This window comes from Sorangium sp. So ce296 (assembly GCF_051529605.1).
Lineage (GTDB): Bacteria > Myxococcota_A > Polyangia > Polyangiales > Polyangiaceae > Sorangium > Sorangium cellulosum_D.
The window spans coordinates 2,049,928-2,069,307 of the sequence record NZ_CP150325.1 but is presented as its reverse complement, the minus strand read 5'-3'; the positions used below and the strand labels follow the sequence as shown (position 1 = coordinate 2,069,307).

The following is a 19,380-nucleotide window of genomic DNA, read 5'->3' as shown; positions in this document are numbered from 1 at the left end:
GGCCAGGGCGCGCTGCGCGCTCCGGCTCCTCGTGTGGCGTGGGCTCTCGCCCGCGGCGCCGAGGTGTTACCAGGGCACCCGGTCTGAAGACCGGGCGCACTGCGGCAGCGGCAGCGTGAACTGAAAGCTCGTCTTCCCGGGCGCGCTCTCGGCCCAGACCCGCCCCCCGTGGGCCTCGATGAGCCCTCGCACGATGTAGAGCCCGAGCCCCAGCCCGGCGGCGCCTCCTGCCTTCGCCTCGCGGGTCCGGTAGTAGCGGGCGAAGAGCCTCGGCAGCTCCTCCGGCGCGATGCCCTTCCCCTCGTTCTGGACCGCCACGAGCACCTCGTCGCCCCGCCGCTCCACCGCGATCCGGATCGGCGTCCCGGGCGCGCCGTACTTGGCCGCATTCGATAGCAGGTTGGTGAGCACCTGCTCCAGGCGCCCGGAATCGGCCAGGAGCGGCGGAATCCCGTCCAGCACCTCGACATCGAGCCCGTGTCCCTTCGTCGCGTCCGCCGTCCGCTCCACCGTCGCCCGGATGAGCGCCGGGAGATCGACCTCCGCGGGCCTCAGATCCAGCCGGTGCGACTCGAGGCGGGAGACGTCGAGCAGATCGCTTATCATCCGGTTGAGCTGCATCGCGCTGGCCAGGATGTGCTGCGCCTTGTCGCTGGACTGCGGCTGCTTTGCGAGCAGGGAGGCCTTGAGGACGATGTTGGTGATCGGCTGACGCAGGTCATGGGCGATGATGCTGGTCCATTCCTCGCGCATTCGCTCGAGCTCCTTCAACGGGCTGATGTCCTCGCCGGCCACGACCGCCCCGGTGATCTTTCCCCCGCCGTCGCGGAGCGGTGCGGCGGCGACGAGGAAGGTCCGGCACGAGCCGTCCGCCTCGGCGATCACGATCTCCTCGCCGGGGACCGTCTCGCCTCGCATCGCCCGGCTCGAGGGCAGCTCGTCGAGCGTGATGGGGGTGCCGTCCGGGCGGCGCATGCGACCAACGTACTGACTCCGCGCCGCGGCGCCCCCGGTGATCTCGACGCCGTGCGGGTTGGCGATCACGAACTCCTCGCGGTTGCGCTCGATGAGCAGCAGCGGGACGGGCGCGCTGTCGAAGACCGTTTGCAGCGTCTTCCGCTCGGCGTCCAGCTGCGCGAGCAGGCGCTCACGCTCCTCCTCCGCCTGCTTGCGCGCCGTCACGTCCTCCACCTGGGCAATGTAGTGAATGGGCTCGCCGTCTTCGCCGCGCACCACGGACGCGTGCAGGATGACGGCGATGACCGTGCCGTCCTTGCGGATGTAGCGTTTGGCGAGCTGATAGCGCTGGATCTCACCGCGGCGCAGCTGCTCGACCAGGCCCACGTCCGTGTCCAGGTCGTCGGGATGGGTGATGTCCTGGAACCGGCGCTTCGAGAGCTCTTCGGCCGAGTAGCCCACGATCTCGCAGTAGGCGTGGTTGACGCGGATGAAGCGCCCGTCGAGCCCGATGATGGCCTTGCCGATGGGCGCGTACTCGAAGCTGAGCCGGAAGCGCTCCTCGCTCTCGCGGAGCGCCTTCTCCGCCTGCTTGCGCTCGTTGGTGTCGTCGTCACGGGCATGGACGCCGAGGGCGGCGTACTCCGCCCCGGCGATGGCGCGCGCCCGGTCCACCATCGGCTGGAGCGCCACGGGCCGATCGAGGCTGTCGCCGCTGTCGGCAGTCGACCGCCGGACCGGCTCGAGCGGGGCGCTGATGCGCGCGTTTTCCTGGCGCGCGAGGGCGCTGTCCAGGCCCATCGCGAAGAGCGTGGCGAGCGCGCCGAGATCGACACCGGCATCGGGGTGAGGATGGGGTAGATACCAGGACAGGACGCCGAGGCAGCGACCTCGGGCGCAGAGGGGCAGCGAGACCACGCTCTGTGCGTCTACCCGCGCGCAGACCTCGCGCGTCAGGCACGAGCCCGGCTCGACCGAGCGCGCGTCGCTCATCACCTGAACTCGGCCCGTGCTCGCCGCCCGGGCGTCGAGCAGCGGCGCGTCGAGCGCCACCCGCGCGAGGCCGCGACGGACGTCGGCCGGCAGGTGGCGATGGGAATGAAGCCCGAGCTCGGCGGTGCGATCGGAGGCCAGGAGCAGGTAGGCAGCGCGTGCGCCGAGCTCCATGACCTGCTCGAGCAGGAGACCGGCGAGCTCGTCCAGGTCGGTCGTGCGCGCGATTCCGAGCGCAGCGCGCGCAATGAACTCGGCCGGCGTCGCGCCAGCCTCGCGGCGCCCGCATCTACAGGGGGATGCCATGCGGGCGACCTCCTCTTCGCGGCTGCTCGACGCCTCGATTTCTTCTGTCCACCACATGGCCCCCGCCTCGATCGGCCGATTGTCGCACGAGAGCCACGCCGCCTGAAGCGTCAATGCGGCCAGGTCCACGGGATGACTTCCCGCGATGCCGATCTGTTCATACTCTGTTCATACCCCGGCCGGTGCAGGAGGCCCGGTGCACCGCTGCGAGCAGTGCGCCTCGCCCGCTGTGGTCACCGCATGTTCACCGCACGTTCAGGTGGTCCATCCGCCGCCGCGCAGCGGACCGAGGCTTGCTACTTGCTGGCCGAGGCCTGCGGAAGTGAGTCGCTCCTCTCCTCGTGCCGCCGCGGCCGGTCCTGTCGGTGCGGCCGGACAGGCGAAACCGCTCCACGAAACCGGCGCGCAATCACACGTTCATCCTGCGGAGCTCGCCGCGCTCTCCGTCGAGGGGCGAATTCAGGCATTGCGGTCCGCTCCGAGCGGCCTGACCGAGGCCGAAGCGGCGAGGAGGCGGCTCGCTCACGGCGACAACGAGCTCGCGCCGCCCAGGCGGTCACGGCCGCTCCGGACGCTGCTCGCGCAGTTCACGCACACCCTCGCTCTGCTGCTCTGGCTCGGCGCCGGGCTGGCCTTCGCCGCAGGCGCCCCGGAGCTCGGGTTCGCCATCGTCGCCGTCGTCGTGCTCAACGGCGTGTTCGCGTTTCTCCAGGAGCACCGCGCCGAACAGGTCGTGAGCAGCCTCATGCGCCGTGTCGCCGTGCGCGCCCGCGTCGTGCGGGCGGGCGTCGAGCGGCGTGTGCCCGCGCGCGAGCTCGTCCCGGGCGACGTGGTCCGCCTCGCGGCAGGGGAGATCGTCCCGGCCGACTGCATCTTGCTCGGAGCAGACAGCCTCTCGATCGACCTCTCGATGCTCACGGGCGAGACGGCCCCCGTCGATCGCGACGCGGCGCCGGTCGCCCCGCCGGGCCGAGGCGCGGACGAGCTCGCGCTCCCGAGCCTGCTCCCGAGCGGGGCGTCCGTGGTGACCGGCGCGGGCGAGGCGCTCGTCTTCGCGACGGGCGCGGAGAGCGCCGCGGGCAAGATCGCCCTGCTCCTCGAGCAGGGCGGGCGCGAGGGCTCGCTGCTCGAGCGCCAGGTCGCGCAGCTCTCGCGCGTCACCGCGGTGGTCGCGGTGATCGCCGGCGCGGCCACGCTGGTGCTCGCGCAGGCGTTCCACCGCGTCGGCCCGCTCGGCGCGCTCACGTTCGCGATCGGCGTGATCGTGGCGCTCGTCCCCGAGGGGCTGCTCCCGACGCTCAGCGTGTCGCTCGCGATCGGCGCGCAGCGCATGGCGGCCCGCGGCGCCCCGGTGCGGCGCCTGTCCGCGGTCGAGGTGGTCGGGTCGGTGACGACCATCTGCACGGACAAGACGGGGACCCTCACGCAGAACACGCTCTCGGTGCGCGGCTTCGTCCCCGCGCGCGGCGCGCCCCCGGACGCGGAGCAGGCGGCGCGGCTCGCGGCCGCGCTGTGCAACAACGCGCGCCCGGCGCCGGCGGGCGGCGATTACGAGGGCGATCCGGTGGACGTGGCGCTCGCGCGCTGGGCCGCGGCCGGCGGGGTGGACCTCGGCGAGGCGCGCGCCCGGTGGCCGCGGGTCGCCGACACCGCGTTCGACGCGCGCCGGCGCTACATGGCGGTGACGTGCGCGGAGGGCGGCGCCGCGCGCGAGTTCGTGAAGGGGGCGCCCGAGGCGGTGGTGGCGCTGACCGGCGCGCCGGCGCCTGCGGGCCTCGACGATGCGGTGGTGAGCGCGGCCGGGCGCGGCGAGCGCGTCCTCCTGCTCGCCGTGAGGGACGCCGGCGGCCCGCTCGCGTGCCTGGGCCTGGTCTGCCTCCACGACCCGACGCGGCCCGAGGTCCCCGCGGCGATCGCCGCCTGCAGGCGCGCTGGCGTGCGGGTCGTGATCCTGACGGGCGATCACCCGGCGACCGCGCGCTCGGTGGCCGCCGCCATCGGGCTGGACGCGGCGGACCGCCTGGTCGAAGGGCCGGAGATCGACGCGATGGATGACCGGGCGCTCTTGGAGCTGCTCCAGGCCGGCGCGAGCCTCGCGCGGACGACGCCGGAGCAGAAGCTGCGGGTGGTGCAGGTGCTGCGGCGGTCCGGCGAGGTGGTGGTGGTGACCGGCGACGGCGTGAACGACGCCCCCGCGCTCCGCGCCGCCGACGTCGGCGTGGCCATGGGGCTGCGCGGCACCGAGGTGGCCAAGCAGGCGGCGGACATCATCCTGTCCGACGACAACTTCGCCACGATCGTGGCGGCCATCGAGGAAGGCCGGGCCATCAAGCAGAACATCCGCCGCTTCGTGAGCTATGTGTTCACGAGCAACGTCGCCGAGCTCGCCCCGTTCCTCCTCTACATCTTCTTCCCCATCCCTCTCCCGCTCGCGATCGTGCAGGTGCTCGCGATCGACCTGGGGACGGACGTGCTCCCCGCGCTGGCGCTCGGCGTGGAGCCGGCGTCGCCCGCGACGCTGCACGTCCCACCGGAGCCGCCCCGAAGACCGATCCTCACCCGGGAGCTCGGGCTCAGGACCTTTTTCCTCTACGGGGCCGTCGAGGCGCTGCTAGGCGTCACTGCATACTTCGGGTTTTACTGGGCGCACGGCTGGAGACCGTTCGGTTCGCTCGAGCCATTTCGTGCGCTGGAGCGAGAGGCGGCCACCATGACGTTCGTCGGGATCGTCTCGGGTCAGATAGGGTGCCTGTTCGCGCAGCGCGACGGGCCTCTCCGGAAGCGGCTCGCGTTCTGGTCGAACCCCTGGGTGGCCGCGGGGCTCTCGATCGAGGTCGCGCTGGCGATCGCGCTGCTCTATGTGCCTGGGCTGAACCTGTTGTTCGCGATGGCCCCGGTGGGACCGGCGTGGCTCCTGTGGCTGCCCGGGGGCGCCGCGGCCATGGTGCTTCTCGATGCGCTGCGGCGCGCCGTGCTGGCGCGCGGCCCGGGCGGAGACGCTCGGCAGGCAGGAGCGCTGGAGGAGCTGGAACAAGATGGCTCGCGGCGCCCGCCGCCACGGGCGAGCTAGCGAATCGATGCCCAAGGACGAATCGCGGTGGCGAACGTTCGAGCAGCGGGTGCGCTTCTATTCTCGCCTCTTGAATGGAACGTCGGATGCTCCTGAACACCCGCCGCGCCGCCGGACGGCCATCAGCGACAGCAGCTCGAATGCCAGGTTGGCGGCCAGGATCGAGGTGATATCGCCATGATCGTACGGCGGGCACACCTCCACGAGGTCGCACCCCACGAGGTCGACCCCGCGCAGCCCCCGCACGAGCTGCAGCATCTCTCGGCTGGAGAAGCCGCCGACCTCCGGCGTGCCGGTTCCCGGCGCGAAGGCCGGGTCGGCGGCGTCGATGTCGAGCGAGACGTAGATCGGGCCGCGAAGGGCCTCTCGCATCGTCCGGGCGACGGCGGGCAGGCCGAGCTCCGCGACGTCCTCCATCGTGATCGCGCGCACGCCGCGCTCGCGCGCCCACTGCCAGTCTCCCGGCTCGGACGTCGGGCCGCGCAGCCCCACCTGCACATAGCGCGACGGGTCGAGGATCCCCTCCTCGATGGCGCGGCGGAACGGGGTGCCGTGGCTGTAGGGCTGCTCGTCGAACTCGCGGTGCCAGGTGTCCGGGTGGGCATCGAAGTGCACGACCCCGAGCGGGCCGTGCTTCCTGGCGTGAGCGCGCAGGAGCGGCAGGCTGACCGAGTGATCGCCGCCGAGCGCCAGGACCGTCGCGCCCGCCGAGAGGACGGCGCCCACCTCGGCCTCGATGTTGGCCATGGTGTCGGCGATGGATGGCGGGATGACGTTCACGTCGCCGTAGTCCACGACCTTGAGCACGTCGAGCGGATTGACGGAGAGCGCGTTGTTGTACCCCGACACCAGCACCGACGCCTCGCGGATCCGCCGCGGTCCGAAGCGGGCGCCGCTGCGGTAGGAGGTGCCGCTGTCGAACGGTATGCCGATGACAGCCACGTCCGCGCCGGCGAGATCGCGTGTGACCGGGCGGCGCATGAAGGAGGCTATCCCGGCGAAGGGCGAGAGCTCGGCGCCATACGCTGGATTGGGCTGGGTCATGAGGCGCTCCTGGGATGAGGGATATCGCGCCATCTTGACCGCTCGTTCACGCGCCGGCCAGCGTCGAGCTCGGCGCCCGTGGCGCGCGGACAGCGCCAGTCCGTGGCTGCGGTGCTTCGCGGAGCGCCGGAGACGGAGGCCCGTGAGCCGAGCGCTCCGTCACGGCCGCCGCGCCGCCTCGAGCAAGAGCCGCCGCTCGGCCGCCGCGATGACCTTCCGCGCCGCGGGCTCGGCGTCCGGGTTCACCGAGATGGACGTGATGCCGAGCCGCACGAGGTGCTCGGCGAACTCGGGGCGGTTCGACGGCGCCTGCCCGCAGAACGAGGAGGTGATCCCGGCCGCCCTGCACGCCTGGATGATCCGCCCGATGGCGTCGAGCACCGCCGCGTCGGACTCGTCGAACAGCTCGGCGCACAGCGCGGAGTCGCGGTCCACCCCCAGCATCAGCTGGGTCAGATCGTTCGAGCCGATCGAGACGCCGTCGATGCCCATGCGCGCGTACTCCGGGATCCAGAACGCGGCGGAGGGCACCTCGGCCATGACCCACCGGTGCAGCCCGCGCTGGCGGCCGAGCGGGCTCCGGTCGATGAGGTCCAGGCAGGCCGCGAGCTCCCAGCGCGTGCGGACGAACGGGATCATGACATGCAGGTTCGGCGTCTCCCCGCGGACGCGGGCGAGCACCTCGAGCTCGAGCGCGAACAGCTCCGGATCGCGGACATACCGGTAGCAGCCGCGATACCCGATCATCGGGTTGTCCTCGGCGGGCTCGTAGTGCTCACCCCCCTTGAGCCCGCGGAACTCGTTGGTGCGGAAATCGTACGTCCGGTAGATGACCGGACGGGGCTGGAAGGCGCGGGTGATGCGGAGCAGCGCGTCCGACATCTTCTGGAGGAACTCGTCGCGGCCGCCGGACGCGATCAGGGCCTTCGGGTGCACGCCGCCGAGCGCGTCGAGCAGCATGAACTCGGCCCGGAGCAGCCCCACGCCGTCCACGGGCAGCGCGGCGACCTCCTCGGCGCGCTCGGCGAGCGCCACGTTCACGTAAAGGCGCGTGCCGAGGACGGCCGGCGACGCCGCGTGCGTGCCGACGGCGCCCGGCGCGCGTTGGTCCCGCGGCTCGGCCTTCGCAGCGGGCTCGACCCCCGCAGCCCCGGGCGCCCCGTCCGGAGCGGCCCCGGGCGCCTCCGCGGCGGCCCGTTGCCCTTCGAGGACCTTGCCGTGCGCGCCGTCGACCGTGACGAGCTCGCCGTCCCGCAGGGTCCGCGTGGCGGAGCGCGTGCCCACGACGCAGGGGATGCGGAGCTCGCGGCTGACGATCGCGGCGTGGCAGGTCATCCCGCCGCTGTCCGTCACGAGGGCCGCCGCGCGGCGGATGGTGGGCACCCAGTCGGGCGACGTCATGGGCGCCACGAGGACCTCGCCGGCCTCGAGCCGCTGCCCTTCCTCCGGCGCGCGGAGCACGCGCACCACGCCGGAAGCCGTGCCCGGGGACGCGCCGAGGCCCGAGACGAGGATCTCCCCGGGGGCGGGGTGCGGCGCGCCCAGCGTGGTGATCGGACGGGTCTGCACCAGGTACGTCGCCCCGTCCTCGACGGCCCACTCGATGTCCTGGGGAGCGCCGTAATGCTCCTCGACCCGCAGCGCGAGGCGCGCGAGCTCGAGCACCTCGTCGTCCTCGAGCACGCGCCGCGCGCCCTCGTCCTCCGGCAGTTCCACGCGCTGCTCTCCGCCGCCGTCCGGCGCGCGCACCAGCTTGAACGCCTTGTGTCCGACGCGGGCCTCCAGGAGCCGCGGCCCGCGCTTCGCGACCGTGTACGTGTCCGGCTCGACCTGCCCGCCGACCACGACCTCGCCGAGGCCGAACGCCGCCTCGACGACGAGGCGCGAGGTGTCGTTCGTGGCGGGATCCGCGGTGAAGATGACGCCGGAGCGCTCGGAGCTCACCATGCGCTGCACGACGACCGCCAGGGCGGGCTCCTCGGCGAGGCGCTGGGACTTCCGGTAGCTGATCACGCGCTCGCCGAAGGCGGAGGCCCAGCAGTCGCGCACGCGGTCGAGCAGCGCCTGCTCGCCGATCACGTCGGTGTACGTCTCGTGCATGCCGGCGAACGAGGTCGAGGCCGAGTCCTCCGAGGTGGCGGACGACCGGACGGCCACGACGGCGCCGGGCCCCAGCTTCCGGTACGCGCCGACGATCTCCGCCTGGAGCTCGGCCGGGAGCGGCGCCGCGCGGACGAGGCGCCGCAGCTCGGCGCAGGCCGCGCGCAGCCCGGTCGGGTCGTTCGGATCGGCCTCGGCGAAGAGATCGCACAGCTGCTTTCGCACCGCCGCGGCCTCCATCGTCGCGAGGTACGCGTCCGCGGTGATGACGAAGCCCGGCGGCACCGGCAGGCCGGCGCGCGTGAGCTCTCCGAGGTTGCCGCCTTTTCCTCCGGCGGACGCGACATCGTTGCGGGACAGCGAATCGAACCAGAGGACGTGCGCGGCCACCGTGTCTCCTCGTCGAGATCGGGATGAATCCGCTCGGCGCTGCCGCGCCGGCGGCACGCTCGAGCGCCCGCGCGTGCGTCGGAGCTCGGGCCTCCGGCGCTGGAGCAACATCCAGACCCGGCGCCGCGACCTCGCGATGGCTCACGGGATCCCGAGCAGCCCGCTCCCCTGGTAGACGACGAGCGCCGCGACGTACGCCGCCGCGTAGCTGTAGGCGAGGACGAACGCCGGCCAGCGCCACGTCTTCGTCTCGCGGCGGATCGCCGCCACGGTGCTCATGCACTGGCAGGCGAGGACGAAGAACGCGAGCAGCGCGAGCCCGGTGCGCGTCGAGTAAGCGAGCGCCCCGTCCGGGCGCCTCGCCTCGCGGATCCGCTCGGCGAGCGGCGCGGGCTCGTCGTCGGCGCCCTCGACGCCGAAGATGACGCCCATCGTCCCGACCATGACCTCGCGCGCGCCGAACGAGCCGATGAGGCCGACGTTGATGCGCCAGTCGAAGCCGAGCGGCGCGGTCACAGGCTCGAGCGCGCGCCCCACGCCGCCGGCGATGCTCGACTCGAGCGGCGTCGCCGCGGCCTCGGCCGCGGCGGCCGGCGGCTCCGGCGGCGCGGCGCCCGGCATCGGGACCTTCAGCAGAACCCACAGCACGGCCGAGACGGCCAGGATCACGGTTCCGACCTCGCGCGTGAACCGCCACGCCGCCTGGGCCGCCTTGCGGGCCACGACGCGCACCTCGGGGCTGCGGTACGCCGGCATCTCGAGCACCATCGGGAGCGAGCGCCCGCGGGTCGCCGTGCGCCGGAGCACGAGCGAGGCGACGAGCCCCGAGAAGATGCCGGCGACGTAGAGCGCGACGAAGAGCAGCGCCTGCACCCACGGGCCGTGGGCGGCGAAGAACGTCGTCAGGAGGAGCGCGTAGGTCGGGATCCGCGCGGAGCACGCCATGAGCGGGAGGACGAGGATCGCCGTGAGCCGCTCGCGCGGATCGCGGAGGATGCGCGTCGCGTGCACGGCGGGCACCGCGCACGCGTGCCCCATCAGGAGCGGCAGGAACGCGCGGCCGCTCAGCCCCATGAGCTGGAGCAGGCGGTCGACGAGGAAGGCGCCGCGCGCGAGGTAACCGCTCGCCTCGAGCAGCTCCATCGCGACGGTGAGGATCACGATCTGCGGCATGAAGGCGAGCACCGTGCCCGCGCCGCCGAGCAGGCCGTCGACGACGAACGACGCGGCGAGCCCCCCGCCGAGGGCGCGGGACACGAGCCCGCCGAGCTGGCCGATCGCGGCGTCGAGCGCCTCGGTGGCCGGCGTGGCGACGAGGAACACCGCGGCGAAGAGCAGCGCCATCAACCCGAGGAACAGGACCGGACCGGCCGCCGGGTGGAGCAGCACGGCGTCCGCGCGCGCCGTGAACGTCCTCCTCCGCTCCGCGGCGGCGTCGCGGCGCGCCGCCTCGACGTACGCGGCGCGCGCGACCGCATCCGGATCCCATGACGCGGCGCCGGGAGCAGGCGCGGCGCCCGCGTCGAGCCGCGCGGCGATGGCGTCGAGCACGGCGCCGCGCGCGCCCGGATCCCTCGCGCTCACGAGCAGCACGGGCAGGCCGATGGCGCGCTCGAGGGCGCCGAGATCGATCCCGCGCCCCTCGCCCTCCAGCACGTCGCGCTGGGTGGCGACGACGAGCGGCGCGAGCCCGCGCCGCACGAGCTCGCGCGTGAGCCGCAGGCCGAGCGCGAGCTGCGTCGCGTCGAGCACCTGGACGACGAGGCGCGGCCGCCCGCCCTCGGCGGTGCGGTCGAGGAAGCGGCGCGCGACGCCCTCGTCCGTCGCGGGGTCGACGACGGACTCGATCGAGTAAAGCCCGGGGAGATCCGCGATCGTCGCGACCTTTCCGCCAGCGAGGCGGACGTCGGCGGTGAGGATGTCCACCGTGATGCCGGGGAAGTTGCCGACGTGGGCGCTGCCGCCGGTCAGCCGGTTGAACAGCGACGATTTGCCCGAGTTCGGTCGCCCGAGCAGCGCGACGAGCGGCCGCTCGGCCACCGCCGGAAGGCGCGCCGCGCGCACCTCGGAGGCCGCGGCCGTCATGGGAGCCGACTCGGCGGGAGCAGGGGCGCGACCAGGATGGAGCGCGCGAGCCCCGCGTTGATCGCGAGCTCGCCCCCGGAGCCGGTGCGCACATGGAGGGGGCCGCCGAACGCCGCGCGCCGGATCAACGTGAGCGTCTGGCCGGGGCCGAGCCCCATCGCCCCGAGCCATCCGGCGAGATCGGCGTCGAGGCCGACCTCGACCACGACCGCCCGCTCACCGGCGCGCACCTCCGCGAGCGGGCCCGTGGCTGGAGCGTCGTGCGCCTCGAGGTCCGGGGCGCCCACGCCCGTCGGGCACAGCGTCGCGGAGCTCGGGTCGAGGGGAATCGGGTCGAGGGGAAGTCGAGGGGAAGAGGAGAGGAAACGCCGGGCATCTTGTTCCGTTCCCATTGTTGAAAGTGTAAGTCATTTTCATCAAATGTGCCAGCTACTGCCGGCAGCTCTGTGCGGCGCTGGCGCACGGAGCGGCGCGCAGGGCCCCTCGCGACGCGCGACGCCGGACGAGCGCCGGAAGGGAAGCGGCCTGGAGCACGCGCGCTGGTCGTCGTTGGCTCGGATCCAGCGGCACGGACCGTGCTCACCGGCCCCGCATGCGCGGCGCAGAGACCGGCTTTCGTCCTGGCGATCGCGCGGTGCTCGGCCGGCCGGGGATCGCGGCGCTCCTGCAGGGCCTGCGCGAGGAGGGGTACCGGCTCATCGGTCCCACGCTCCGCGGCGGGGCCATCGTGTACGACGAGATTCAGGGCGTGGAGGAGCTCCCGGCCGGCTGGACCGAGCAGCAGGAGGCCGGCCGTTACCGGCTCTCCAGGCGCGTGGACGAGGCCTTGTTCGGCTACGCGGTCGGGCCGCGGTCGCTCAAGCACCTCCTGTTCGTGCCCCGGCTCCGCCTGGTGCAGCTCAGGCGGCGCGGCGGATCCATCTCCCGGACCGACGAGGCCGAGGCCCCTCCGCGCCTCGCCGTCCTCGGCGCGCGGGCGTGTGATCTCGCCGCGATCGACGTGCAGGACCGCGTCTTCGTCGACGGCCCTCACCCGGATCCCGACTATGTGGCGCGCCGCAGGAGCCTCTTCGTCATCGCCGTGCAGTGCGGGCAGGCGGGCGGGACGTGCTTCTGCGTGTCGATGCGGACGGGGCCGCGCGCCGAGCGTGGCTTCGACCTCGCGCTGACCGAGCTCCTCGACGAAGGCCACCGCTTCTTCGTCGAGGTAGGCAGCGACGCCGGCGCCTCCTTGCTCGCTCGCGTGGGCGCGCCGCGCGCGGGCGAGGACGACGCCCGGGCGGCCTTCGAGATCTCGCGCCGCACGGCGACCCAGATGGGCAGGGAGCTCGAGACGGACGGCATCAAGGAGCTCTTCTATCGAAACCTCGAGCACCCCCGCTGGGATGACGTGGCCGAGCGCTGCCTCGGATGCACCAACTGCACGCTCGCGTGCCCGACGTGCTTCTGCAGCACGGTCGAGGACGTGACCGACGTCGCGGCCGACGACGGCCGAGACGCCGCCGTGGCCGAGCGCTTCCGGCGCTGGGACTCGTGCTTCTCCCTCGACCACTCGTACCTGCACGGCGGCAGCGTCCGCGCCTCGCTCCGGGCCCGCTACCGGCAGTGGCTCACGCACAAGCTGGCCACGTGGATCGATCAGTTCGGCACGTCCGGCTGCGTCGGCTGCGGCCGGTGCATCACGTGGTGTCCCGTCGGCATCGACATCACCGAGGAGGCGGCGGCCATCCGCGCTGGAGACGGCGCCGTCGCCGCAGGGAAGGGGTAGGCGGCGATGGTTGCGCAGGAGCTCCTCCCCGTGCTCGGAGCCCACCCATTTCTCGAGGGGCTCCCGGCCGCGCACCTCGCGCGCCTGGCCGAGGGCGCGTCAGCGCGGGGCTTCCCGGAAGGGGCGTTCCTCCTCCGGGAGGGAGGCGAGGCGGACACGCTGTACCTGCTCACGCAGGGGCGCGTGGCGCTCGAGATCCACCGCCCCGGCCGCGACCCGGTGCAGGTCGAGAGCCTGTCGGCCGGGGACATCCTGGGCCTGCACTGGCTGTTCCCGCCGCGGCGGTGGGTGCTCGACGCGAGGGCGGTCACCCAGGTCCGCGCGGTCGGGCTCGACGCGGCGCACGTGCGCTCGTGCTCGGACGCCGATCCCGCGCTCGGGTACGCCGTGTCCCTGCGGCTCCTGCGACAGCTCTACGCGCGCCTGGAGCGCGTGCGGCTGCAGCGGCTCGACGTCTTCAACCTCGACGGGGCCGAGCCATGACCTTCGTGCCACGGGACGCCTCGCTGCCCTTCGGGCCGGACGCCGCGCTCCCGAGGAGCTCCGGCGCGCCGCTTGGGGCTGCGGGTCGCCTGGCGGCGCCCTTCGCCCCGGAGCCGGCGCGCGTGCGGCGCGTCCACTGCGAGACGGCGACGACCTTCACGGCGACCATCGAGGTGCCGGGCCGCCCGGGCGGGCTCGTGTTCGCGCCCGGCCAGTTCAACATGCTCTACGCCTTCGGGATCGGCGAGGTCGCGATCTCGATCAGCGGGGATCCCGCCCGGCCCGATCGGCTCCTGCACACGATCCGCGAGGTCGGCCCGGTCACGCGCGCGCTCGGCCGCCTCCGCGCGGGCATGGCGCTCGGGCTGCGCGGCCCGTTCGGGAGCCCCTGGCCCGTCGGCGAGGCGCGCGGCGCCGACGTGCTGCTCCTCGCCGGCGGGCTCGGGATGGCGCCGCTGCGCCCGGCGCTCTGCCACGTCCTCCGGCACCGCGCCGCCTACGGCCGCGTCGCGCTGCTCTACGGCGCGCGCGGCCCCGAGGACCTGCTCTACCGCAGGGAGCTCGAGCGCTGGAGCCGCCGCGCCGACCTGCAGGTGCTCGTGACCGTGGACCGCGCGGGGCCCGGCTGGCGCGGGCACGTCGGGGTCGTGCCGGCCCTCCTGCGGCTCGCCGACTTCGATCCGGGCCGCGCGGTCGCGTTCGTCTGCGGGCCGGAGGTGATGATGCGCTTCACGGCGCGCGAGCTCGAGCGCCGCGGCGTCCCCGGCGAGCGCGTCTACGCCTCGCTGGAGCGGAACATGAAGTGCGCGGTGGGGATCTGCGGCCGCTGCCAGCTCGGGCCGAGCTTCGTCTGCAAGGACGGCCCCGTGCTCCGCTACGACCGCGTGGGACCGCTGCTCGCGGTCCGGGAGCTGTGAGCGCCATGGCGCGCCCCGCGAAGCCGAAGCTCGCCGTGTGGAAGTTCGCCTCGTGCGACGGCTGTCAGCTCAGCGTCCTCGACCTCGAGGACGAGCTCCTGTCGCTCGCCGCCGCGATCGACATCGCCTACTTCAAGGAGGCCACGAGCCTCGAGCGCGCGGGGCCGTTCGATCTGTCGCTGGTCGAGGGGTCGATCACCACGCCCGCGGACGCCGAGCGGATCCGCGAGGTCCGGCGCCTGTCGAAGGCGCTCGTCACCATCGGCGCCTGCGCCACGGCCGGGGGCATCCAGGCGCTGCGCAACTTCGCGAATGTACGAGAGTTTCTGTCGGTCGTGTACGCCTCGCCCGCGTACATCGAGACCCTCGCCACCTCCACGGCGATCGCCGACCACGTCCCCGTCGACTTCGAGCTGCGCGGCTGTCCGGTGAACAAGCGCCAGCTCCTGGAGGTGATCAGCGCCTTCCTGCACGGGCGCCGGCCCAACGTCGCGAGCCACAGCGTCTGCGTCGAGTGCAAGATGCGCGGCAACGTGTGCGTGATGGTGACCGGGACGCCTTGCCTCGGCCCGGTGACGCACGCGGGCTGCGGCGCGCTCTGCCCGACCTACCAGCGCGGCTGCTACGGCTGCTTCGGGCCGATGGAGGCGCCGAACATGGAGTCGCTCTCGCGCGCGTTCCGGGCGGCGGGCGTGCCGGAGCGCGACCTCGTGCGGCTCCACCGCACCTTCAACGCGAACGCCCCGGCGTTCCGCGCGGAGAGCGAGCGGCATGAGCGCTAGCGAAAGGACGCGCACGATCGCCGTCGACTACCTCGCCCGCGTCGAGGGCGAGGGCTCGCTGACGCTGGTGATCGAGGACGGGCGGGCGAAGGAGGCGCGCCTGTCGATCTTCGAGCCGCCGCGGTTCTTCGAGGCGTTCCTCCGCGGCCGGGGCTACGCGGAGGCGCCCGACATCACGTCGCGCATCTGCGGCATCTGCCCGGTCGCGTACATCACGAGCGCGTGCCGCGCGATGGAGGACGCGCTCGGCATCGAGCTCGGCCCGGAGCTCCGCGCGCTCAGGCGCCTCTTCTACTGCGGCGAGTGGATCGAGAGCCACGCCCTGCACGTCTTCCTGCTGCACGCGCCCGATTTCCTCGGCTACCCGGACGCGGTCGCCATGGCGCGCGACCATCGCGACTGGGTCGCGAAGGGCCTCGCCATCAAGAAGGCGGGGAACGCGATCGTCGCGCTCCTCGGGGGCCGCGAGATCCACCCGGTCAACACCCGCGTCGGCGGCTTCTACAGCGCGCCGTCCCGCGCGGAGCTCGAGCGCCTGCTCCCCGAGCTGCGCGCCGGGCTGGAGCACACGCGCGCGTGCCTCTCCTGGATGGCGACGCTGCCGTGCCCGGAGCTCGAGCGGCCCTACGAGTTCGTCGCGCTCCGCAGCGATGACGCCTACGCGATCGCCGAGGGGCGCCTCGTCTCCTCGGGCGGGCTCGACATCGAGGTGCGCGCGTACGACGCGCATTTCATCGAGGAGCAGGTCTCGTGGTCGACCGCGCTGAGGTCCCGGATTCGCGGCAGCGGCAGCTACCTGTGCGGCCCGCTCGCGCGCTTCAACCTGAGCTTCGATCGCCTCCTCCCCGAGGTCCGGGACGCGGCGCGGGCGGCCGGCCTCGCGGTCCCGTGCCGCAACCCGTTCCGTAGCCTGCTCGTGCGCCTCGTGGAGATCCTGCAGGCGTTCGAGGAGTCGATCCGGATCATCGAGGCGTACGCGCCCCCGCCGGCGCCGTTCGTGGCGCCCCCGGCGGTCCGCGCGGGCACGGGCTACGGCGGCTCCGAGGCGCCGCGCGGCTTCCTGTTCCACCGCTACACGCTCGACGCCGAGGGGACGATCCTGGACGCGAAGATCGTCCCGCCCACGTCGCAGAACCAGCTCTCGATCGAGGAGGACCTCTGCGCGCTGTCGCCGTCGCTCGCGTCGCTGCCGCACCGCGAGGCGACCGCGCGCGCCGAGCAGGCCGTGCGCAACCACGACCCCTGCATCTCCTGCGCGACGCACTTCCTCACGCTGCGCGTCGAGGAGGCGCCGCGATGACCGCGCGGATCATCGGCCTCGGGCAGCGGGCCGCCGGGGACGACGCCGCCGGGCTCGCCGTGCTCGAGGCGCTGCGCCGCCAGGGGCCGCCGGGCGACGCGGAGCTCGTCGAGGCGAGGGACGCGAGCGCGCTCGTCTCGCTCCTCCAGACGCCCGCGACGGTCGTGGTCGTCGACGCCGTGCTCGCGTCGCCGCCCGGGGAGGTGCTCGATCTCTCGCCCTCGGACCTCGCCGCCGGCGCGCCTGTCCCGGTCTCGACGCACGGCCTCGGCGTGGGGCAGGCCATCGAGCTCGCTCGCCTCGCGGCGCCGGACCGGCTGTCGCCGGACATCCGCATCGTCGGCGTGAGCATCGGCAGGCCCTGCCGGCAGGAGCTTGATCTGTCGCCCGAGGTGGCCGCGGCGGTCCCCCGGGCCGTCGCCCGCGTCCTCTCGTTCCTCGGAGGGTGAGCCCGTGCACGAGTCGTCCATCGCAAGGCAGCTGCTCTCCGCCGCGCTGGACCGCGCCGCGGCCGATGGGGCGACGCGGGTCCTCTCGGTGCGCGGCTGGGTGGCCGAGGCCGAGGCGCTCTCGCCGGAGAGCCTCTCGCTCCACTTCGCGGCGCACGCGCGCGGCACGCCGGCCGAGGGAGCGCGCCTCGAGCTGCGGCTCCAGCGCGTCGAGGCGCGCTGCCTCTCCTGCGGCGGCACGTACGCGCCCGACCATCACGTGCTGCTGTGCCCGCGCTGCGGCGGCGACCAGGCGACGCTCCTCGGGCGGCTGGGGCTCGGCCTGGATGCCCTGGAGGTCGAGTAGCCATGCCGCGCCTCGCGCTCCGCGTGCAGGGCATCGTCCAGGGGGTGGGCTTCCGCCCCCTCGTGTACCGGCGCGCGTCCGCGCTCGGCCTGGGCGGCTGGGTGCGGAACCGCCCCGGCGGGGTCGAGATCGAGGTGCAGGGGCCGGAGCGCAGCCTCCACGCCTTCGTCGCGGGGCTGATCCGCGAGCCCAGCGCGCCCGCGCGCGTCGAGCGCATCGAGATCGAGCCGCGGGCCGAGGAGGAAGCCGGTCCGTTCCAGATCCTCCGCAGCGAGGCGGCGAGCGGGGCGCGTCCCTCGGTTCCCGCGGATCTCGCCGTCTGCGAGGCGTGCGCCCGGGAGGTGGACAGCGAGACCGGCCGCCGCCGCCGCTACCCGTTCACGAGCTGCGCGCAGTGCGGACCCCGCTACACGATCCTCTCGGGGCTCCCGTACGACCGGGCCAGGACCACGATGGAGCGCTTCGCGATGTGCCCCGCGTGCGCCGCGGAGTACGCGGACCCCTCGGACCGGCGCTTCCACGCGGAGCCCATCGCCTGCCCGGCGTGCGGTCCGCGCGTCCAGCTCGTGACCTCCGCCGGAGACCCGATGGAGCCGAGCCTTGGGGGCTCCGGGTCGCCCGACGGCGCCCTGCGCCCCAGGACCCAGGCCGACCTCCGGGGCTCCGGGTCGCCTGACGGCGCGCTCCGCGAGGCCGCGGCCGCCGTGTTGGCGGGGAGGGTGGTCGCCGTGAAGGGGCTCGGCGGCTTCCACCTGCTCGTCGACGCGACGTCGCCGGACGCGGTCGCGCTCCTGCGCCGTCGGAAGCGCCGCGACGCAAAGCCGTTCGCGGTGATGTTCGGCTCGCTCGACGCCGTGCGCGACGCCTGCCGCGTGTCTCCCGCGGAAGCAGACGCGCTGTGCGGTCCCGAGGCGCCGATCGTGCTGCTGCGGCGGCTCGCGCCCGCCGCTGCGCGGGTCGCCATCGCCGACGCGGTCGCGCCGGGCATGGCTCGCCTGGGCGCGCTGCTCCCTTACACACCGCTCCACCGGCTGACGCTCCAGCTCGTCGGGCGCCCGGTGGTCTGCACGAGCGGCAACCTCTCGGACGAGCCGATCTGTACCGACACGTCGGACGCGCTGGAGCGCCTGGGCGGCGTCGCCGACCTGTTTCTGGTGCACGACCGGCCCATCGCGCGCCCCCTCGACGACTCCGTGGCCCGCGTCGGGCCGGCCGGGCTCGAGCTCCTCCGCCGCGCGCGCGGGTTCACCCCGCTGCCCCTCCCGCTGCGGGTCACAGCCCCGCCGATCCTCGCCCTCGGCGGCCACCTGAAGAGCACGACGGCGCTTTTCTTCGGCGGCCAGGTGGTCGTCAGCCAGCACCTCGGCGACGCGCACACCGCGGAGGGGGCCGCGCTCATCGAGCGCACGGCGCTCGACCTCGCGCGCCTGTTCCAGGTGCGGCCGGAGCGCGTCGCCTGCGATCTTCACCCCGACTACGCGGGGAGCCGCATCGCCGAGCGGCTCGCGGCGGCCTTCCGCGCGCCGCTCGTCCGCGTGCAGCATCACCACGCGCACGTCGCCGCCTGCATGGCCGAGCACGGCCTCGATGGCCCGGTCCTCGGCCTCGCGTGGGACGGCGCCGGCTACGGGCTCGACGGCACGCTCTGGGGCGGCGAGGCGCTGGTCGTGGACGGGTCGTCTTCCCGCCGCGCGGCGCATCTCCGCTCCTTCCCGCTGCCGGGCGGCGAGCGCGCCATGAGGGAGCCGCGCCGCGCCGCGCTCGGGCTGCTCTGGGAGCTCCACGGCGAGGGCGCCCGGGACCACGCGCGCGCCTGGTTCCGCGAGGCCGAGCTCGGCCCGCTGCTCTCCATGCTCGCGCGCGGGACGGGCTCGCCGCGCACGACCAGCGTGGGGCGCCTGTTCGACGGGGTGGCGGCGCTCGCGGGCCTGCGCGGGGCGGCGAGCTTCGAGGGGCAGGCCGCCATGGAGCTGGAGTGCCTGGCCGAGGCGGCCGGCGAGCAGGCGGGCTACCCGATGCCGGTGCGCGCCGGCGCGCCGGGCGAGCCGGCGGTGTTCGACTTCGGCCCGCTGATCGGCGCGGCGCTGGACGACCGGCGCGACGGTGTGCCGTCCGGCGTCATCGCGGCCCGTTTTCACGCGGCGCTCGTGGGCGTCGCCGAGGCGCTCGCTGCCGCGAGCGGCCTCGGGCGCGTCGTGCTCGCGGGCGGGTGCTTCCAGAATGCGCTCCTCGCCGCGTCGATCCGCGAGCGCCTCGCCGCGCGAGGCGTCGAGGTCTACGCGCCGAGGCTCTACCCGCCGGGCGACGGCGGCCTGTCGCTCGGCCAGGTCTTCGTGGCCGCGCGGCGCGGCGCGGACACGGAAGCGGAAGCGGAAGCGGTGGAGATGTGA

14 protein-coding genes are annotated in these 19,380 nt (G+C 74.1%); 9 read left to right on the top strand and 5 right to left on the bottom strand.

What is annotated here, in order from left to right; genetic code table 11:
• Positions 1-66: 66 nt before the first annotated feature.
• Positions 67-2,256, bottom strand: a complete 2,190-nt coding sequence (locus WME98_RS07945; protein ID WP_437950732.1) for a PAS domain S-box protein — start codon at positions 2,254-2,256, stop codon at positions 67-69.
• Positions 2,257-2,722: 466 nt separating this feature from the next.
• On the opposite strand from WME98_RS07945, the gene WME98_RS07940 reads away from it, so the two are divergent.
• Complete coding sequence (locus tag WME98_RS07940; RefSeq protein ID WP_437950731.1) at positions 2,723-5,326, top strand: cation-translocating P-type ATPase; 2,604 nt, start codon at positions 2,723-2,725, stop codon at positions 5,324-5,326.
• Between the two features lie 57 nt (positions 5,327-5,383).
• On the opposite strand, the gene speB is transcribed toward WME98_RS07940, so the two are convergent.
• From speB to WME98_RS07920, 4 genes are all read right to left on the bottom strand, one after another.
• On the bottom strand, positions 5,384-6,370 hold the full coding sequence (gene speB / locus WME98_RS07935; protein ID WP_437950730.1) for an agmatinase: 987 nt from the start codon (positions 6,368-6,370) through the stop codon (positions 5,384-5,386).
• A gap of 159 nt (positions 6,371-6,529) precedes the next feature.
• Entirely contained in the window at positions 6,530-8,860 is a 2,331-nt protein-coding gene (gene ppsA / locus WME98_RS07930) for a phosphoenolpyruvate synthase (protein ID WP_437950729.1), read from the bottom strand.
• A 141-nt stretch (positions 8,861-9,001) separates the two neighbouring features.
• A complete protein-coding gene (gene feoB, locus WME98_RS07925; protein ID WP_437950728.1) occupies positions 9,002-10,945 on the bottom strand; it encodes a ferrous iron transporter B in 1,944 nt (647 codons plus the stop codon).
• Positions 10,942-11,337, bottom strand: coding sequence for a FeoA family protein (locus tag WME98_RS07920; protein WP_437950727.1), 396 nt, complete (start codon positions 11,335-11,337; stop codon positions 10,942-10,944). Before WME98_RS07920 ends, feoB begins: the two co-directional genes overlap by 4 nt.
• A 200-nt stretch (positions 11,338-11,537) precedes the next feature.
• Here WME98_RS07920 and WME98_RS07915 point away from each other — a divergent pair, with 200 nt between their 5' ends.
• Genes WME98_RS07915 through hypF form a run of 8 tightly spaced genes read left to right on the top strand, consistent with a single transcriptional unit; the run spans position 11,538 to position 19,380 of the window.
• The gene (locus WME98_RS07915; RefSeq protein ID WP_437950726.1) at positions 11,538-12,713 is read left to right on the top strand and encodes a 4Fe-4S dicluster domain-containing protein; all 1,176 of its coding nucleotides are present in this window, start codon (positions 11,538-11,540) and stop codon (positions 12,711-12,713) included.
• Positions 12,714-12,743: 30 nt separating this feature from the next.
• Entirely contained in the window at positions 12,744-13,196 is a 453-nt protein-coding gene (locus WME98_RS07910; RefSeq protein ID WP_437950725.1) for a cyclic nucleotide-binding domain-containing protein, read from the top strand.
• On the top strand, positions 13,193-14,113 hold the full coding sequence (locus WME98_RS07905; RefSeq protein ID WP_437950724.1) for an FAD/NAD(P)-binding protein: 921 nt from the start codon (positions 13,193-13,195) through the stop codon (positions 14,111-14,113). The genes WME98_RS07910 and WME98_RS07905 overlap by 4 nt, the downstream gene beginning before the upstream one ends.
• 5 nt (positions 14,114-14,118) lie before the next feature.
• On the top strand, positions 14,119-14,895 hold the full coding sequence (locus tag WME98_RS07900) for an oxidoreductase (RefSeq protein WP_437950723.1): 777 nt from the start codon (positions 14,119-14,121) through the stop codon (positions 14,893-14,895).
• Positions 14,885-16,195, top strand: a complete 1,311-nt coding sequence (locus WME98_RS07895) for a Ni/Fe hydrogenase subunit alpha (protein WP_437950722.1) — start codon at positions 14,885-14,887, stop codon at positions 16,193-16,195. Before WME98_RS07900 ends, WME98_RS07895 begins: the two co-directional genes overlap by 11 nt.
• Entirely contained in the window at positions 16,192-16,644 is a 453-nt protein-coding gene (locus WME98_RS07890) for a hydrogenase maturation protease (RefSeq protein WP_437950721.1), read from the top strand. Before WME98_RS07895 ends, WME98_RS07890 begins: the two co-directional genes overlap by 4 nt.
• Positions 16,645-16,648: 4 nt before the next feature.
• Positions 16,649-16,990: a hydrogenase maturation nickel metallochaperone HypA gene (locus WME98_RS07885; protein ID WP_437950720.1), complete on the top strand. Its 342-nt coding sequence runs from the start codon at positions 16,649-16,651 to the stop codon at positions 16,988-16,990.
• Positions 16,991-16,992: 2 nt separating this feature from the next.
• Entirely contained in the window at positions 16,993-19,380 is a 2,388-nt protein-coding gene (hypF, locus tag WME98_RS07880; RefSeq protein WP_437950719.1) for a carbamoyltransferase HypF, read from the top strand.

Excerpts from the sequence above, each read along its gene's own strand:
- hypF (WP_437950719.1), top strand. The coding sequence starts at position 16,993 with ATGCCGCGCCTCGCGCTCCGCGTGCAGGGCATCGTCCAGGGGGTGGGC.
- speB (WP_437950730.1), bottom strand. The coding sequence starts at position 6,370 with ATGACCCAGCCCAATCCAGCGTATGGCGCCGAGCTCTCGCCCTTCGCC.
- WME98_RS07890 (WP_437950721.1), top strand. The coding sequence starts at position 16,192 with ATGACCGCGCGGATCATCGGCCTCGGGCAGCGGGCCGCCGGGGACGAC.
- feoB (WP_437950728.1), bottom strand. The coding sequence starts at position 10,945 with ATGACGGCCGCGGCCTCCGAGGTGCGCGCGGCGCGCCTTCCGGCGGTG.
- WME98_RS07920 (WP_437950727.1), bottom strand. The coding sequence starts at position 11,337 with ATGGGAACGGAACAAGATGCCCGGCGTTTCCTCTCCTCTTCCCCTCGA.
- WME98_RS07905 (WP_437950724.1), top strand. The coding sequence starts at position 13,193 with ATGACCTTCGTGCCACGGGACGCCTCGCTGCCCTTCGGGCCGGACGCC.
- WME98_RS07900 (WP_437950723.1), top strand. The coding sequence starts at position 14,119 with ATGGCGCGCCCCGCGAAGCCGAAGCTCGCCGTGTGGAAGTTCGCCTCG.
- WME98_RS07915 (WP_437950726.1), top strand. The coding sequence starts at position 11,538 with ATGCGCGGCGCAGAGACCGGCTTTCGTCCTGGCGATCGCGCGGTGCTC.
- WME98_RS07895 (WP_437950722.1), top strand. The coding sequence starts at position 14,885 with ATGAGCGCTAGCGAAAGGACGCGCACGATCGCCGTCGACTACCTCGCC.
- WME98_RS07945 (WP_437950732.1), bottom strand. The coding sequence starts at position 2,256 with ATGGCATCCCCCTGTAGATGCGGGCGCCGCGAGGCTGGCGCGACGCCG.